The following is a 17,803-nucleotide window of genomic DNA, read 5'->3' on the forward strand; positions in this document are numbered from 1 at the left end:
CTTTAATCTCGTTGCTCAATCTACGGCGACGGAATGTGTTTCTTAAGAGGTAACCGAAAACCTTGCCAAAGGGGAAGTAACAGCTAACTTACAAATTCTCCAGGACTTAATTGAGTATGGCAAGAACCCGTTCGTCATATACTCAAGTTTAACTGGGTTTCTCAAAGACCTGCTAGTCGCTAAAACTGCTCCTGATAATAGACAAATTACTCAACTGGAGAAAGACACCTGGGAAGAACTCGTAACTATTTCTCAAATGTGGGAAATAACCCAGATTCAAGCAAGTATTGCCCTGTTAATGTCAAGACAACAGTTAATGCGTGACTCGGAGGCAGCTAAACTTTGGTTGGAAGCAACACTAATTGAGTTAAGCAATATCAAAGGAGCAAAACAACCTTGGACTAATTGGAAAACAATCCAAGATGCAATCAATTGGGGTAAGGAACAACTCCCACATTTATCCCAATCTGAACTCGAAATGCACTGGAACAATCTTACTCCCATTAAAGGTAAGAAAGCGCCAGCCTGGGTACAACTGGTACAAAAGCTTCAGATGAAGTCTCAATTACAAACCGCCTAGTTCAAATGTTCGTCACTTTATAAAGACACTCACTTTCCCCGATAAAAAACTTTGGGGAAAGTTTTTTTTAGCCATCAAAAATCACATTAAATATAATACACAAATTGCATCTACAGCAATATCTACCTTGTGTAGTAAGCCCCAATCTTAATAAAGACTGCCCTGATTGGGAAGCAAAAAATTAAGATATCAAACAAGACCACAACAAAATTTAACAACTGGCATTCTGGAAGTATCTGATTAAAATTATGTCAGTTAAAGCAATTAGCCTTCGTACAGGACTTTTATTGCCAGCAGCAATCGCAGATTTCGATACGTATATTGATGAATTACCGCTTCGGCTCCAAATGTTTCGGCGAGTTATGCTTCGCTAAGGGTGAAAAAATGCCACCTTATTGGAGGCATTTTCCAGGCGTAGGAGATGAATGTCCGGATAAATCAGAAATTAGCGGAGTTATCTATTCCCGTCCTAAAACCTTAGACCGTAAACAAACCCTTGCACTATTTAAAAAACGTTTTCTCGAAATTTTAGATATAGCCATTAATGGCACACTAACTATCGATGGACCATTCGCCACCAGACAGCTATCAGAACAAGTTAAGGGAAATTCAGTTCAATGCAGCAATGGAATAGCGCATTTTAAGGACTGTCTGCTTGAAATTGACCGACTTAGAAAACACGTTGACTGTATTCTAGCAGTTGCCTTTAGCTGTGCCAAAAATTTATACAGCACCAATTCAATTCACTCTTGGCAAGTACCAGAAGCAGAAAAAATCCAAATGCTAGAAATAACAATTGCTTACAAACAAACTCATGAGCGATGTGTAGATGAAGCGTGCAAATACATATACAGTAATGGTAGGCAAGACCTTCTTAAAGAATTAGTAGCCTTTGCTTGGCTGGAATACAAGTCAGAGCTTAAAAACATTTACAATCAATTAAAAGTACGCGAATTTCCAGTATGGCTGCTTACAGCAACAACATCAATATTAGCAGCAGTACCCTAGTACAGGATTATGACCGCACTATTAGAAGAAAAAGAACCGTTGGTGCAGCCGCTTTCAATATTCGCACTCCCTAATAATCTGGACATCATTTTTGAGGTATTTTTACCGTAAAAAAAACTCCCTACTAAACCACAAGGATTCATGCCAAGAAAGAGTAATTAATTTTGTAACTTATGAATTACAACCACCGATATTTTATTACAAAATCTGGTAATAAAATCATCCTTAATGAGGAAAGACTTGACATATTCTGGTCAGATACTACCCCAATACCTGAGTGGCATCCTTCGGTAAATATTGCCCCGTACTCTAGTCTCAAAACTCTGGTAGTCGATATTGAGACAGCAGGAATAAATCCAAGAGAAAATCGTATCTATGCAATTGGCTGCATGAGCGAGATAGGGGAAATTGCCATCTTTATGGATCGAGCCGAAAGCAAAATCCTCCAGGAGTTTCTCCTGCACCTAAAAGCAAGCAAATCAGAAGTAATTTACACCTACAACGGAACAGAATTTGACCTACCGTTTATTATCACCCGCTGTGAGTTACACGGCATTCCTCATCCATTTAGAATTGCATCTAAGACACGAATCATCCGAACTGCCCAAGTACGCGGCGAGCCACTGGAGATTCGGGAGGTATTCATCCGCAACTGCCAGCACGTAGATATCTTTATCTGCGTTCTCAGGTGGGATTTTGTCGCCAAGGAACTTACCAACGGGCGATCGCTCAAACAAGTGGTACTGGAAATGAGATTGCGCTCAGAACCGCGACTGGTTCTCCCCTACGAGGAAATTCTCGCTTGCTGGAAAGCTGGTTCTGGTAATCAGGGATGGCAGAAAATTAAGGAGTATCTTACCTACGACCTAGAAGATACTCAACTTATAGCCAACCGGCTTGTGCCCTCTTATTACTATGAAACATTGATTGTACCGGGCATGAACCTCCAGCAGTTAGCTCTGGCAGGTAACGGCACAAAGTGGGAAAGAATTTTTGAGCATTATTATCCTGGACACAAACCCAAACCCGATCGCAAGTACAAATTCCAAGGAGGTTGTGCCGACTCCATTCCAGGACTCTATAGAAAGGTTGGATACATCGATATCAGTTCCATGTACCCCAGAACTATATTGTCGAAAGGAATTGTCTCTCGTAAGGATACAAAGCGAATCGGGCTGAGCATCTTGCAATATTTGGTAACTGAAAAGTCGAAGTTGGAACAACTTGTCAGTACTGGAGACATTGTTGCCAAGGAAAAAAGAGAATCCATCAAAGTTCTGGCTAATTCTCAGTTTGGGTTCTTTGGAACATCTGAACTCGCTTTCAACGATATGGAAGCAGCTGCCTTGGTGACAGCCTATGGTAGGCGCATATTACAGTTCATGATTGAGGTAATCAACAGCGTTGGCGCAACTCCTATAGAAGTTGATACTGATGGGGTGTTCTTTACTCACCCTAAACCAGAAGAAGTGTACGCTACACTTCAATCTCAATTACCCAAAAAGATAAGCGTCAAACTAGAGTTTATCGCCGAAGCGATGTTTATTCCTGAAAGGGGAACTAAGAACTATCTCTTATGGCTAGAAGATGGCAAGATTATCCGCAAAGGTAGTTGGAGAAGCCGTTCTCGCTCCAAGTTAGAGAAAGAATTTCCTGTTGAATACTTAACTTACTTAATCCAAAACCAAGTAGGCGCAGAGGAATATTACGAGAATGTCAAATCTCAGATTTTATCAAGGAAATATCCAAAAGACAAACTTGCCATCACTCGCAGGATTCGTGAGGGTGAAAAGGAACTCCTCAAACTGGGAAAACCTGGTGATGTAGTCACTTACTATTATGGTGTTAGAGGGTTAACCAATATCACTAGTGATGATAAATATTCACATCAGTATTATCTAGACATGATTGAGAAAAAACGAGAAGAAATTCTCACAATAGCTGCTCCCGAAATACTAGAACCTAACAAGCGACAATTATCTCTGTTCTAGATAACCAAACTCCTATCAATTATTGAGCGACTGATTGGTGGGGGTATCATTCATCAATAGAAATGCAATAAAATGAAAAATAAATCCTCATATCGTAAGCCCAGGCTTAACAAAAAACAGCGAGCCTGGGTCAATAAATTTATTGCTTCTCGTCCTAACTCCCGGTTGAGTAACATTATTGAAGGACTAAGCGGCGATCGCATCGTAATTGTCGAATGGTGGGAAAGAACAAACGCAGTCATTCTTGACAGCCATACGCTTATAGAAGGCAGTCTATCGTACAAAATTGAGGTCAAACTCCGCAGGTGCGGCGTCCCCAGGCATACTGCTAAATTTGAGTACAAAATTAACCAACCAGAGAAGAAAACTGTATCCTATAAGCTTTGGGGACAACTTTCACTCTACATTCCCCAATGTTACGCTGTACATACTCCTACAAACCCTATTGTAGTCAAACCAAAACGAAAGGTTAAAATCAAAAAACAGAAAAAATTTGTACAGCACACGCTACCTCTGCAAGGTATTACAGCAGAGCTACATCAGATAAACATTAGGTATGGCGAACTACCAAAAAGCGAGCAAGAACTCCTATCTGAAACCACCCCCCATCTTAACCTAGATACCAATAAAGAAGTCAAACTTCCCTCTGCGATTGTCCAAATTCTTCAAGAGAAAAAAGCATCACTTGATGAGTGGGAATCGGCTATTTCTTTATATCAAGTGGGAGGTCCATCATGTGTATTGCATTACTTGGGCTAAGGCTAGAGAAGCTGTCATGAAGTGCCAAGTACCTTAAAGCATTGATATGGCTACCTTTTAGCCGTTATCCGTCAAAGTATATAAAACTTTACACAGTTCCGAGTTTTAACAGTGTCGGAACATTTTCATAATTTTAGTCTTGAATTTTAGGATTTCAAGCACTAAAAGGAGTGCCAAAAAGAGTAAAGTTCCGGCTCAAAAAATGATTTGGAACTTTCAAGCGGGATATGGCACAAGGTGACACTTTCTCTAGCATTACGCCTACTTGGAAGGTAAGGATTCAATTCGCAAGTTTAATGGGATAAAATCTGTAGAAAATTTAAATCATCAATCAAAAGTTAAAGTCACAACTGTAAAAGTATATGATTTAGACAACTATTCGCCTTGAAGCTGCATCCTAAAAACTAGGCAAGTGGGAAGAGTTAATACTAACTCTTCTATTTTTTCAAACCACCACTTACTACTCACGTCTGATAGTTAGAAATATATCAAAATTATCATGCCTGTATACCTATACTACGGCGAGGATACCTACTCGCTCAATCAAAAAATTGACCAGTTGGTTAATCAAAATGTTTATCCGGACTGGAAAGCTTTTAACTACGTCAGATTATCTGGTAACGAGAAAAATATTGCTGCCAACGTTTTTACTGAGGTAATGACTCTTCCCTTTGGAGAAGGTAGCAAAATTGTTCATGTAGACAGCGAATATCTGATTGGAAGTTTATCAAATGAAGATAACCTAGACCTTGATAATCAGCTTTCTCAAATACCTTCAAATAGCATCCTCTTAATTACTGGTAATAACAAGCCAGATTCTCGTAGGGCAGTAGTAAAAACTATTCTAAAATATGCTCAACAAGAGGAATTCCCTCTCGTTCCCAGTTGGGATAAAAAAGGGATAATTAATTTGATAGGGAAGTATGCAGCTGCTCATCAAGTTAAACTCACACCAGATGTAACTCATTACTTAGTCGAAGCAATTGGCAACAACACCGCACGAGCGAAGAGCGAATTCGCTCTTCTTGCTATCTACGCAGATGGAAAAACCTTAGAGCTTGAAGAAGTATCCCAGCTAGTTAGTAATAATAACACTGACTATTCAGAACTTACGATTGCTATGTTAAGAAACCATCCAAACTTAGCAATAATGCAAATATCCAAACTACTGGATAACAACGAACATCCACTCAAAATAGTAGCAACGCTCACGTCTATTTTCCGCATCTGGTTAATAACTAAAGCTGGATTAGAAGCAAAACTCGCCGAAAACAAGATTGCAGAAATCGCCGAACTGAAAAACCCCAAAAGATTGCATTACCTCAAGGATGAGGTCAAATATGTAGCTGTTCAAAAGCTCAAAAACAGCCTCACTACACTCGTACAACTCGAAACCGAGCTCAAAACTGGAACTCATAGCTTAACTAGCAGAATTATCGAAATCTGCACCGTATGAACAATAAAACTAATCCATTTACGGAAATCATCGGACAACATACCGCCAAACTTCTGCTTACTGAAGCAATCGAACATAATAAGATTGCCCCCGCATACCTATTTACCAGTGAGATTGAAGGAGTGGGAAAAACCAAAACTGCTCTAGCATTTGCAAACACTATTGTGGGAGAAAATCATTTAGACGTCTTGCATATCAAACCGACTTCCTCCAGAAGTTTGCTGGAGGGAACATCCCCCCGGCAACTTCTCTGTGAAAACACCTCTCAACAAAAAGGTATCCCCACTATCCGGGTTGAACAGATACGAGAAGTCATTGAATTCCTCTCAACTAGCGCCATTAATAGCAACCAAAAGGTAGTAATTATCCACTCTTGCGATATGCTGCACCCCAGCGCCGCCAATACCCTTCTCAAAACCCTGGAGGAACCTAAAACTGGAACATTCATCGTTATTTCATCTCATCCCCAAAAGCTACTACCCACTATTAAAAGTAGATGCCAAATAATACCCTTTCATAGACTAACCGATGAGGAGGTTGTGTCTGTTATAAAAAACCAACAAATTGAACTAACACAAGAAATTCTGGCTATTAGTGAAGGCAGTCCCGGTCGAGGGATCGCTCACATAAAGATGTTGTCATCTATACCAAAAGCAATTGTAAGCCAACTAGAAGTACCTCCTAGCGATATCCTCAGCGCACTCAGTTTGAGTAACAGCATCTCAAGTTGGAATCACGAGACGCAGTTATGGCTACTTACCTACCTACAACACAACTGGTGGAAAAAGTTACAAAACACTCAGCTACTCGCTAAATTTACGCAGGCGAGAAACCAACTCTTGTACCACGTTAACCCTAGAAGTGTTTGGGATAGTTTACTTTTGCCATAGCCAAATACATCTATTAGCAGCAATTGCTGCCAGCTAAAAACGTTTTTAGCTGGCAGTATTTATTTACACAAGGAATGATATGAACCAGCAGCAAAGCCTTTTTGATATTGAGCAAACTATCTGTAACAGCAAAAGCCAAAAAGCAAGTGAAATACTTACCCCCAGTACCAGAAAGATACTTCAGCTATTAACCAGCCAAGGGATTCATAAAGCTGTAACCGCCAGCTTACTTAATTTGGCAGGGGCAAGTCCTGAAATTGTTCAGTACGTTGCAGGACCAATTGTAACTCAGCAGAACGACTGGGAACAGTCAATTCCGGCTTGGGTTTGGTGTGCGATCGCTATCGATAGATTGGACGCAGCGCTAGAAGAGATAGACAAAGGGGAAATAGGAAAATTGGCTTCAAGTAGTGAGGTTTTGGCTCTCATGATGCCAATCACTTTCGAGATACCACTTTCACCAGAATGGACGGATGTCTACCTCTGGGCAAGTCATGATGCTCTTACCAAGCACAGACCCTTCAAAAACTACAATTACGATAGTCTCTGGCAAAGGATAGGAACCGACCCAATTCAGTATAAGAAAATCCGCTCCGATTATGAAACGGTAGCCAGTGATATCCGCTCCCGCGTGGTCAAACACGCGGCAAAAGAAGGATGGGGTAAAAAGTCGTTAAACAACAAACAGCCTACAGAAAAACCTCAGACCGAAAGTACCGTCCAGATAGAACAATTATCACTATTTTCATAATCAGTTTTCGTTACTTTTTTTAATATTCCGTTCAAATTCTGATCTCTTCTTCTCTGTAAGGAAAGGTCGTTCTCTTTGTAGTAAAAATTACGTAATACCAATTCAAAAAATGTTTGCGACAGATAGAACCGTTATATAGGCAATCATGTGTCGCATTCTTTTTTCAAAATGGTATAAGTTCTGACACTGAAGTTATTCAAGCTTATTCACAAGTAAAAATATGAAAAATTTATACTAAACCAACACTAATATCTTTCCCTTCCAACCGACCGCACTGGTAAAAATCACGCAGGTTAGGGAAAGCTTTCTCCAAAAGCCAGTCTCGACCGACTTTTGATTCAGGAATACCAGAAGCAGCCATATAGTAACCACTCCGATAAGCAGCTACCCCTAAGCAAGGTTGTAAGCTGGATATCGCCCGTGAAGAAGCTGGGATAGCCATTAATTCATCAATATGACTAGGATGATAATTTGCTCCTACTAGCAAAAAATAAACCAAGGTATGTACCAATCGGGATAAGATAACTGTTCGGTCTTGCCAGCGTTCTAAATGAGACTTGATACGAAAGTATTCAGGGAAATTATTTTTTTCAGATTCATCAAGGAATAAATCACTATGGCTGTCTAGAAAACTGGAATCTAAGCCTAGAAACTGCTTGAGAAAAACAAGGGTATAACCCCAACGTTCATTATCCTTGGTTTGAATGGAATATGCAGCTTGAGAATACTCTGACCCGTACTTCTCTTGTAGTTGTACAACTGCTTCAGTGTCAATATCACTCCGCCAGTCAGAATTAGCAAAAAAGTCTTTTAAAACCTCTTTCAAATAACCTTTGGAAAACTGGCTAATATCTGGTGCATCATCTTCAAAATCATGTTCATAAGTGTTAATAAGAAACTTTCCTAGCTCGATTTCTAACTCTTGCTTTCTATCAACTGGTAGTAGAAATTTAGCTTCTTCTAAAGATAAAGGAAAGTCTAAATAAGGATGACCTTTCGCTAAGTAAGAACCACCCAATTGCTCTAAACTATCAAGCGCAATAGAACGGGCAAAATACTTATCTTGTGGATGTAAGTACACACCATCTAGTTCCAAGTCCACTAGCATCATTGTGATCACCAACAGGGCATACCATGATGCGTCATGCAAGCAAGTCGGTAAATTAGTAACCAAATCTACCAGCTTCAGTTCTAAGATTTCTCCCCACACGCCTATCGTAGTGGTATTAGAAACGTCACAAAAATGCTCAACATCCTCTCCTACGTAGGTTTCCCCTAACCAAGTCAGATTTTCTACCCGCAAAGGGGATGAATAGTCAGGAGCAAGTTGGCTTTGGCTATCCTCATCAGATTGTATCCACATCAAAGCCAGAAGAATCAGCTTACAAATATTTACTCGCTTCAGGAGAAGATATTCAGGCATAAATAATTACTTATATTACTTAAATAAATATCACTTATAGCCATACCACCATAGCACAAAGTAACTTTCCATCCCTTGGTAAAAACCACGATTTTAGGAAAAACAAGGACGAAGAATAACCACCTATGACTGTGGAGTAAAAAGGGTGTGATTGAAGAAAAAACAACTCGTCAAGTGATAAATCCTGAAGGAACTTTTGCTAACGCAGTCAGAAAAAAAGTAAATCAATTCTTGCGATATGAACTATATCAACAAAGTTATGCTAGTTGGCAGATGCGGACAAGACCCGGAGCTAAAGTATTTCGAGTCCGGTGCGGTTAAAGCTAGTATTAGCCTCGCTGTCAGACCTCCCTACAGAAGCGAGCAAGCCCTTTGGTTTGACCTTGTAGCATGGGGACACATCGCAGAAGTTATCAATAACTACGTTCGTAAAGGAACCCAGATTGCAATAACTGGTGAGTTTGGGTTTGACCGTTGGGCAGATAAAAATTCTGGTACCATGCGCCAAAAACCCGTAATCACAATTAACGCGCTCGAGTTATTAGGTTCACCCCGTAAGGAAGAATCTACATCTACTTCTGCACCAAACGAACAGGCTTTTGCTAACGCCAATTTCTAGAAAAGTACTTTTCGCCTACGACGAATACTGTGTAGGCGAAAAACCATCTACTAAATCTACAAACTACAAGAACATGATTAATGCTACTAGCACTGTACGAATTAAGTCTGTAAATCAAACCCACGATAAAGAAGGAAGTTTGATTGCTTTCGGAATTGCCGAATTCTACTACCGGGGAAGAGAGGGAGTTGTCGCTGATGAGATACCCTACCGTTCCAAGGGCGCACCAGCCGTCATCATCAACTCTAAAGGGGTAGGCATACATGGTACGGCGGAAGGGTATATTGACCAGCAGGTTGATATAAGAGAAAACTACAAGGAAAAGATTGCGACGCTTGTAATCAGAAACTTTGTATTAGCAGAACCAATCAGCGAACTAGTACAACGCGACAGCAATGCTCATTCACCTGAAACACCAGAATTTGCTAAGGAATTGCTTGAAGATAATATTACTTCAACGGATGAAGAATTCGACTCTAAGCCTCCTTTATAAGATGAGTAGTTAAAAATAGTGCTAGTACAGACAAGCTCGATTGTTTGTATTAGCATATTTTTTTTACAGAAAGCCAGAATAAAAAACCACAGTTTGATAAAATCGCGCTATATGGTTTAAAAAATCGCTTCAGCTTATATGATATGTAACGCGAACAATTAAGTTTTTTACTAGCAACGGTACTAAACCCTGATTCTGTCGTTGTCAATACTTTTCGCGCATTTCTTTACGGTCGAGCGATTTTTTCACTTCTCTTAACTCTTGCACAAACAATTAAGTTCTTAACTGTCACACATAAATACCCTGGAAATATAATACTCTCATACGGTAAGGGTTTTCGGGCGCGTGTGACAATTAGTTTTGAACCCAATTCCCAACTTTTGAACCCAATTCCCTAGTAACATGACATCAACCAAAATAATTGCCAGTTTCAACCAGTCAGGTGGAGCCGCCAAAACGACCATTACACATAACCTCGGTTATCACCTTGCCCAAAAACACCGGGTACTGCTTGTAGATATGGACCCGCAGGCATCGCTAACAGCTTTTATGGGTTTAGAGTCCGTAAAACTTGAAATTGGGCAAACTGTCTATAGTGCGATCGCCGAAGAAACTCCTTTATATATATGGGAAAAACCCATTTACGGGATGCACCTTGTACCAACAAATATCCAATTAGCAGGTGCAGAGCAAAAAATTCTTACTGACCTGACAATTGACAACCGACAAAGGCTCAAACTCGCGCTAGAAGATGTACTTGACAAGTATGATTATATTTTGATTGACTGTCCGCCTTCTCTTGGAATACTAAGTATTATGAGCTTAGTAGCGGCAACACATATTGTTATTCCAGTCGAAACTCAGTATAAGTGCTATCTCGGCACCAACCAACTGCTGGAAACAATCGCTCGGATCAAAAAAGGAGGACACAAAAAAGTACAAATCGCTTGTTTTATTCCGACTAAATACGATAGTCGCAACCTCCAAGACACAGGAATACTGGAAGAGATTAAAAAGCAAGTAGGAGAGCGTATACACATCACGAATCCCATTCCCAAATCAACCGCTTTTCCTGATGCCGCCCAGGCACATCTGCCACTTGCACTATACAAGAAAAACCACCCTGCCGTTAGCACACTGGAAGAAATTACAAAATATATAACTCAGCTATGAGCCAAAAACGCGAACTCGAAAAACTAACCGGACTCGATAATTTATTTGGTTTGGAAGAGGAACAGCCTTCATCAGATTTTAAAAGCACTTTACCCATTGCCGAAATTACTCTTCCATCCAGCCAGCCTCGTCGTTATTTCGACCCCTTAAAACTTCAATCCCTAGCTGATAGTATCAAACAGGAAGGCTTACTCGAACCTATCGTTGTCCGACCAGTTGGTGAAGTACATGAACTCGTGGCTGGTGAACGCCGTCTTAAAGCTTGTGAAATTGCTGGACTAATAGATATTCCCGTCCGCATTATCGAGTGTGACGAGAAAACAGCACTTCGTATCCGACTCGTAGAAAACCTCCAACGGGAAGAACTCAACGCTTTTGAGGAAACTATCGGTATATTATCGCTAATTTCTACTGAGTTGGAAGTTGAGTCAAATATGGTGGTTTCTCTGCTATATCAGATGAACAATGACGCGAAGGGAAATTCTAACCATAACGTTATGGTTAGTGACGAAGCCCAAGTTATTCAAAGGATATTCTCACAATTGGGCAAGATATCCTGGCAGTCGTTTGTTGCTAACCGCCTTCCCTTGCTCAAACTTCCTCCAGATATCCAAGCCGTATTAGAGCAAGGAAAAATCGAGTACACTAAGGCACAATTAATCGCCCGGCTCAAGGATGATTCAAAACGGCAAGATTTCTTAAATAAAGCGATTGAGGAAAATCTGTCACTGTCTGAAATCAAAGAGAAAATAGGAGATATTCTTCAAACTCAGGATGAGAAAAAGCCACTATCTCGCAAACAAGAAGAAAAAGAGAAAACAGACAGAATATACAAAGCACTCAAAAAGAGTAAAATCTGGGACGATGAGAAAAAGCTAAAAAAAATTAATAAGCTTTTTGCCCAAATTCAAGAGCTTTTAGAAGAATCTAACATAGATAAAGTTTCATCAGTGGAGAATAGTCTAGTGGCAGATAATGGCTTAGAAAAGGAACTTGATGGTTAGAAGTTAACTCATGGGTTAAGTAGGCATTGTCAAGTATGTGAACTAAGCCGTAGGGTGATTTTTTGCATTGCCTGTTGACAAGTATTTATTGACCAAAAATTGGTTTAACAAGACAGAGAAATAACATTACCATACCCTTCAATCAACAAAGGCTTACGCATTGGAATTGCACAAGTTACCTAACACGCACGCTTCGACTATACAATTCCAATGCGCAAGTTTTTGGTATCTGGCTATCTAACGCATGCGTGAAACTGTTTCAAAGGCGCTATCCAGTTTAAAGATGGAGGTTTTCTCGTTCGTACAAACAACTGGTTAGAAACCAAGATTTGTCGTCGAACTGATGGTAGTTGGTACTGGAACAGCGAACATATTGCCGGCCCGGAGCGGAAGACACATATAAGCGATGAGGAGCGGAGATACCCTGATAGTTGGGAATATGAAAGCTGGGAATGGAAATCACTATTACGTCTAAATCTACATCTACAAATCCATAAAAACCGTAAGCAATTAAACACGCTTGCGGTTTTTTTTCACCATTCACTCAATTTGCCCAAAGTAAAAACTGCTACTAACGTAGAAAAAATTCTGCTCCAAAAATCGTATGGAGCAATGATAAAAAGCACTAAAGCTTACGCTAATTCTCTAAGAAATATCTATCGTACAAGAGATAACTATGGCTACTAAAACTAAGAAAGTTAGCTTAATTGATGACGGCGCAATGGGCATTTACCAGATTGCTGACTACAATGAGCGCAAGCTCAAGGCAGTCTACTATGGATTGCAGGAAACCTGGGGCAAGACCATCCAAGCGCAGTCTCAAATTAACTGGAACAAAGCCCAATGGAATGAGTTCAAATCTCGGTTTGTTGCAACATTCGGTACTATCAAAAATCCCAGGTACAACGTAGAACAAATGATTGAGTATTCTATCAAGCACTTTAACAAAGGGCTAGAAGAACTACTCGAAGTCAACAAAAGGACTTGGAAACAACGCGAACGCTGGAAACAACAAGAAACTGCAGACGCTTAATCAATAAGTCTACATCGTAAGGAAATCTCACTCGTGTCTTGAGTGGGATTTCTTTTTCTTTACACGGGCATACGCCCAGCATTCCTGAAAAAAATCATCTAGGAGACAATTATGGCTGGCTTAAAATCTACTAAAACCCAAGCTATTGTAATCGATGATTCGGCTATGGAGCAATTCAAAGTTGAGTCATTTGATGTGCGGAAGTACAATGCAATTTTCTACTCCATCCGAGATTTGTACGGACGCGAATCACAACGACAATTAGGGGCTGACAATTTCGACTGGGCAGCGTTTAAAGCACAGTTTGAAATATGCTTTGGTCGTCCCGAAGACCGCCGTTACACCATCGAACAGTTGTTAATATTCGCACAAAAAAAGTTCAACATGGGTTTGGAAGACTTGTTGGTATACAACCGCAAGTCTTGGAAACGTCGTGAAGAACAGCAGAAGAAATATGCCGAGATGGATGCTCCCACTGTAGATGCTCCCACTGTAACTGATAACTCCACCGAAACCACTGACAATATTTCCAACTAAAAAAGATTCAGCTAGAGCGCAACTGTTCCGCACAGCCATGTTCTAGCTGATTTTTTTTAACCCACTACTCTACATCTACAATAATTCAAGCATTTTCGTTAACTCTTATAAAAACATTGGGGCGGGAAACAGGCGTAAAATCAAATTTAGAAAAAGGGTCGTCTGTGGTTGTAGTTGTACTATCACCTGCACTAACTCCAGAAGATTCAGCTAAAACCACTACTTCAGAGCGCGCATAACCAGTCAGTTTATCAAACTGAATAATTATATGCTGGTGCAGCGCATAGACATCCACCATTCGATTACCCATGCCAGAAGATATCTCATCAGGGATAAAAATGTCGGCGTGCCAGGATACGTTAATCCCCTCTTTTTGGAAGTAAGCGTCTATTTCTGGGCGAATGTAATCAGCAGTCCCTCCACAAAAGATCAGTTCCTCGATATCTTCATCCATTTTTGAGCGCAACCACCTCACAATCACACGCCAATACTCATCTCTGGCAAGCAATAAAGCCTTAGACATCAACTCGCCATCAATTTGAACCTCCTCGCGTTTGCGCTTGCGCGAGAGTTTTTGAAGCACCTGGGGGTCACAACTAACCCCAGCTTCTACCAACACCTCGACAATATTGGGATTATCAGGGCTTAGTCCCGATACCTTAGAAGTGAAATTGTTTACCAGCCAAGACATACCGAAATTACTAGTTATTCCCGCACTCGGAATGCCACCTCGAACAGTGAAAATACTCGCGTTGCGATAACCAAGCATCACGTACATCGAAGCAGGCATATTCTCGTCAAGCACCCTCCTGCGGTGGAAAAATACCCCACTACCCTCAGAAGCTGCATCATAACGAAGCATTTTCACTCGCATCTTACCCGCTGGCGTATCAAACCCTCGAAATGCATCCTTCAAGCGAACTTGTAACTGTTCGGAGTCTTGCACCTCCCCCGGCGGCAGCAGGATACTCAAGTAAGCTGCAACATCGTTATCAAAGTTCAACTTCTCCTTCGCTAGCCAGATTGCACCGCATATCTTGGGGACTGCTAACTCGTATTTAAGTTCTTTTAGTTGCGATATACCCCCGAAACGACGGCGGGCAAGTTCTCCTAAAGCGCAATACTCACCACCTATTCCTACCCAAGCACGAGAAGAGGGGTTACCTTCTGCTTCAACACTTTCAACCGAAGCCTTAGCAACATCAGCTACTTCTGAATCTAAAAGTAAGACCACAGGCTTTCCTTCAGGGTACTCTTGCACAATAGCCTTGGTTTTACTTGCACCCATGTCTATCGTGATGACTATCTTTTTTAAATCTGGTTTCCCCTTGGTCTTAGACATATATAAAGGTTTAAATTAATCTCTACTATTGCTTACAATTTAACCGTTGCCAGTATTATCTTGGTATAGAAAAAAGCCTTCTTTACAACAGCATTACGCTGTTTTAGAAAAAATTTTACAATCACGAATTATGAGATTCTTTAACCGACGATATTTTAATTTTTAATGGGGTATAAATAGGGGCTATAAATACCCCAAAAATTTTTCCAAACTTTTTCGGTAAAATTAACACCTACAAGGGATGTATATGGGGTTCTCTTGGGGTATATTAAACTTATTGAGGCTTTATACCCCACTTGACCCCTATGAGTTCTAAGAACATTCACGCGAATCAAAAGATTTTCTGTGCGGGTTTTGATAATGGCTATGGTAGCGTCAAACTGTTGGTCGATGGTTTTGATGTCGTTAGAATTCCAAGTTACATCTCACGAGAAGAAATGGAAGATGTCCCCGGTCGGGTGGTTTTTAACGGTAATGCCTACACTGTTGGTGAGTCGGCTTTCCGGACTGGGTATTACTTTGAGCGTAATACAGATAATAATATCAATAAAATCAACAACGCGCTTATCACTTTATTGGGTGCATTGGCTCATTTGCCACATCGTAAAGTTTGGCATTTAAAGCTAGTTGTCAGTTTGCATGATGTGGCTCTCACTGATGATTTGCTAAGAGTGCTTAACGGTGAATATCAACCAATGCTCGCTGGCAAGCTATCTGATGTTAAAGTAGAGGTTCTCAAAGTCGTACCTGAAGGTATGGGTGCTTTGTTTGGTCGAAAGCTGCCCAAAAAGTTAACTGTCGTAGATTTTGGGAATGGTACAACACTTTATTCTCGTTACAATCAAGGTAAAAGAGAAGTACATACCCCCTACGCTGCTGGAGTGGAAGTTCTCATCGGTGAGATTGCCAAGAAGATGAAACATCTCAACGGTGGTAAGCTTGGGGACTTATCGAAAATTCGCTTTTGCCTTGAAATGGGACATACCAAATACAGCCGTGATATTGATATCAAAGAAGTTTACACCACTTGTCTTAAAGATTGGTATGAAAGCTATCTGAAAAAGCCTGTCAATCTCGCCCTTGATGCCAAACACCAAGGGGATGAAATTTGGGCTATTGGTGGCGGGTGCTTACTGCCTGGGTTTAAAAAACTGCTCATACAAAACGGGTTTGAAATTCTAGAAAACCCGGTAGAGGCTAATTCTTATGGGCTATTACAAATGGCTAAAGCAATTGTGATGACTGTTAACAGTTAACAGTGAATCGTCAACAGTGAACCACCACAATAACATGGTTTCTCAGCAAGATAAAACTCCAGAAAAAGTCCGAATCAAAGATAGTTACCGCGAGCGTATCTTTGCAGAATCGCAACGATTAGGTAAAAGTTACCTTGAGACGCTTTACTTTATTGTTGATTGCTACTTTGCGTTTAAGCAGGGTGTTTTACCAGTACAGTCTACAGTAGTTAACACCCATACAACCCCCATACAACAAAATCAGCCCACTGTTGATGATTCAACTTATACCTCAAATGACCCCCAAGTTGAATCAGAAGATGGTGAGGAAACTTTTACGCTGGATTGGGAATTGTGAATGAGTTTAGACGGAGTTTTCTCATTCTAAACGAAACCCCGCATCAACTTCTATATCTGCTTTGGCAATTGGGTCATCCTCATCGTCATCAAAAAAATCGTCATCATCGTCTGAAGCTTCCCCTTCATCCAAGTCTGCTGACACCGACACTTCAGTTGCTGCAGCAGATTCAACGGAAGCAGGTTCACTCAAACCAAAAAAAGACTCTTTTGGAGGAACCAAGTTAGCAGTTGTAAGAGTTGCACCCATTGAAGGAACTCCATTATAAGGTTGAACTAGCACTACTTGGGCAAGTCCCTCCATTCCAAATGCCCGTTTTAACTTGACTATCTCAGCTTCTAAATCCGCGATCGCATCCAAAACACAGGAGTGTAGTTCTTCTCCCCGCACGCCAGCTTTACGTAAGTAATACGGTTTATATCGCGGCATGATAGCTGCCATTGCCAAATCGCTCCCTCCCTCTTCACTCTCCTTGATATACTCCAGCACCTTCCCCTCAAGTGTTGACTTTTTCCTTATCACCGTCAGCATCACCGATGACTCTAAATCTTTCTTTCTTGGCATAAATCTCAATAAAATGGGGATTCTCAGCAATTTATTTGTAATTAACACTACAATATCCCACTGATGAGAGTTGTGCCATACCCTACTCTTATCCAACTCTTACTCAGTTATTACTCCACTCTCCAAAAATAAGGTAATTAACAACTAAATGTATATTTAAGTTTATTATTTTAGTTGAAATATCATTCAACAGGGGAAGAGTAAGGTAAAAGTTAAGCCGTACTATACTCGGAGTATTTTCCTACCTTATTCCTAGATATCATGACTTGGGTAAACATGACTGAACTTCGCCCAGAACCCACTCTGTAGCTTGATTTGCGCTCGGTCGCACCCTCTCCCTAAAGGAATTGCCCTACGGTGAAGTCCCAGTTTTGAAACAAGGTATGTTTAGTAGGGTCATTTTTACATTCCCTACTTTCTCAATAACTTTATTTTATTGAAAATAGTTTTGACACTGCACGCCCTCGGATGCAGTATATAGCACTACAATTGTCTTATGACTGCGATCACGTGAGTGTAATGCGAGATTTGCCCAGGGCAGCTCCCAAAGGGAATAACAAGGCTCTGGCAAAGATTTGGAATTATAA

18 protein-coding genes and 1 pseudogene are annotated in these 17,803 nt (G+C 40.6%); 16 read left to right on the forward strand and 3 right to left on the reverse strand.

All coding sequences use genetic code 11. The features are described 5' to 3' along the window. Positions 1–61: 61 nt before the first annotated feature. From ACM0OZ_RS36585 to ACM0OZ_RS36620, 8 genes and pseudogenes are all read left to right on the forward strand, one after another. Positions 62–580: pseudogene (locus ACM0OZ_RS36585) on the forward strand (hypothetical protein); the annotation flags it as partial. 248 nt (positions 581–828) lie between these two features. After that, a complete protein-coding gene (locus ACM0OZ_RS36590; RefSeq protein ID WP_414587749.1) occupies positions 829–954 on the forward strand; it encodes a hypothetical protein in 126 nt (41 codons plus the stop codon). Positions 955–964: 10 nt separating this feature from the next. Further along, positions 965–1,588: a hypothetical protein gene (locus tag ACM0OZ_RS36595; RefSeq protein ID WP_236116444.1), complete on the forward strand. Its 624-nt coding sequence runs from the start codon at positions 965–967 to the stop codon at positions 1,586–1,588. A 173-nt stretch (positions 1,589–1,761) separates the two neighbouring features. After that, a complete protein-coding gene (locus tag ACM0OZ_RS36600; protein WP_414587750.1) occupies positions 1,762–3,579 on the forward strand; it encodes a ribonuclease H-like domain-containing protein in 1,818 nt (605 codons plus the stop codon). 72 nt (positions 3,580–3,651) lie between these two features. Then, positions 3,652–4,338 carry a hypothetical protein gene (locus ACM0OZ_RS36605; RefSeq protein WP_414587751.1) on the forward strand — a complete coding sequence of 229 codons (687 nt, stop codon included), beginning with the start codon at positions 3,652–3,654 and terminating at the stop codon, positions 4,336–4,338. Positions 4,339–4,837: 499 nt separating this feature from the next. After that, positions 4,838–5,794 (forward strand): DNA polymerase III subunit delta, encoded by a 957-nt coding sequence (gene holA, locus ACM0OZ_RS36610; RefSeq protein ID WP_414587752.1) that lies wholly within the window; start codon positions 4,838–4,840, stop codon positions 5,792–5,794. After that, entirely contained in the window at positions 5,791–6,684 is an 894-nt protein-coding gene (locus tag ACM0OZ_RS36615; RefSeq protein ID WP_041041973.1) for an AAA family ATPase, read from the forward strand. Before holA ends, ACM0OZ_RS36615 begins: the two co-directional genes overlap by 4 nt. A gap of 79 nt (positions 6,685–6,763) precedes the next feature. Next, positions 6,764–7,435 carry a hypothetical protein gene (locus tag ACM0OZ_RS36620; protein WP_414587753.1) on the forward strand — a complete coding sequence of 224 codons (672 nt, stop codon included), beginning with the start codon at positions 6,764–6,766 and terminating at the stop codon, positions 7,433–7,435. Between the two features lie 229 nt (positions 7,436–7,664). On the opposite strand, the gene ACM0OZ_RS36625 is transcribed toward ACM0OZ_RS36620, so the two are convergent. After that, positions 7,665–8,858 carry a hypothetical protein gene (locus ACM0OZ_RS36625; protein ID WP_414587754.1) on the reverse strand — a complete coding sequence of 398 codons (1,194 nt, stop codon included), beginning with the start codon at positions 8,856–8,858 and terminating at the stop codon, positions 7,665–7,667. A gap of 238 nt (positions 8,859–9,096) precedes the next feature. Here ACM0OZ_RS36625 and ssb point away from each other — a divergent pair, with 238 nt between their 5' ends. From ssb to ACM0OZ_RS36655, 6 genes are all read left to right on the forward strand, one after another. Then, positions 9,097–9,477: a single-stranded DNA-binding protein gene (ssb, locus tag ACM0OZ_RS36630; protein WP_414587755.1), complete on the forward strand. Its 381-nt coding sequence runs from the start codon at positions 9,097–9,099 to the stop codon at positions 9,475–9,477. A 73-nt stretch (positions 9,478–9,550) separates the two neighbouring features. Further along, entirely contained in the window at positions 9,551–9,970 is a 420-nt protein-coding gene (locus tag ACM0OZ_RS36635; protein WP_414587756.1) for a hypothetical protein, read from the forward strand. A gap of 402 nt (positions 9,971–10,372) precedes the next feature. Further along, positions 10,373–11,143: a ParA family protein gene (locus tag ACM0OZ_RS36640; protein ID WP_041042296.1), complete on the forward strand. Its 771-nt coding sequence runs from the start codon at positions 10,373–10,375 to the stop codon at positions 11,141–11,143. After that, positions 11,140–12,147, forward strand: a complete 1,008-nt coding sequence (locus tag ACM0OZ_RS36645; RefSeq protein WP_336229655.1) for a ParB/RepB/Spo0J family partition protein — start codon at positions 11,140–11,142, stop codon at positions 12,145–12,147. Before ACM0OZ_RS36640 ends, ACM0OZ_RS36645 begins: the two co-directional genes overlap by 4 nt. A gap of 676 nt (positions 12,148–12,823) precedes the next feature. Continuing rightward, a complete protein-coding gene (locus ACM0OZ_RS36650; RefSeq protein ID WP_414587757.1) occupies positions 12,824–13,180 on the forward strand; it encodes a hypothetical protein in 357 nt (118 codons plus the stop codon). A 111-nt stretch (positions 13,181–13,291) separates the two neighbouring features. Then, positions 13,292–13,717 carry a hypothetical protein gene (locus tag ACM0OZ_RS36655; RefSeq protein WP_041042288.1) on the forward strand — a complete coding sequence of 142 codons (426 nt, stop codon included), beginning with the start codon at positions 13,292–13,294 and terminating at the stop codon, positions 13,715–13,717. A gap of 85 nt (positions 13,718–13,802) precedes the next feature. Here ACM0OZ_RS36655 and ACM0OZ_RS36660 read toward each other — a convergent pair whose 3' ends face one another. Further along, entirely contained in the window at positions 13,803–15,059 is a 1,257-nt protein-coding gene (locus tag ACM0OZ_RS36660; RefSeq protein WP_041042286.1) for a ParM/StbA family protein, read from the reverse strand. A gap of 305 nt (positions 15,060–15,364) precedes the next feature. Between ACM0OZ_RS36660 and ACM0OZ_RS36665 the strand changes: the two genes are divergently transcribed. Next, the gene (locus ACM0OZ_RS36665; RefSeq protein ID WP_414587758.1) at positions 15,365–16,315 is read left to right on the forward strand and encodes a ParM/StbA family protein; all 951 of its coding nucleotides are present in this window, start codon (positions 15,365–15,367) and stop codon (positions 16,313–16,315) included. Between the two features lie 34 nt (positions 16,316–16,349). After that, complete coding sequence (locus ACM0OZ_RS36670) at positions 16,350–16,652, forward strand: hypothetical protein (protein WP_414587759.1); 303 nt, start codon at positions 16,350–16,352, stop codon at positions 16,650–16,652. 21 nt (positions 16,653–16,673) lie between these two features. On the opposite strand, the gene ACM0OZ_RS36675 is transcribed toward ACM0OZ_RS36670, so the two are convergent. Then, positions 16,674–17,216, reverse strand: coding sequence for a hypothetical protein (locus ACM0OZ_RS36675; RefSeq protein WP_414587760.1), 543 nt, complete (start codon positions 17,214–17,216; stop codon positions 16,674–16,676). Positions 17,217–17,803: the final 587 nt, after the last annotated feature.

The organism is Scytonema sp. PCC 10023, from assembly GCF_963920835.1.
Lineage (GTDB): Bacteria > Cyanobacteriota > Cyanobacteriia > Cyanobacteriales > Nostocaceae > Kalymmatonema.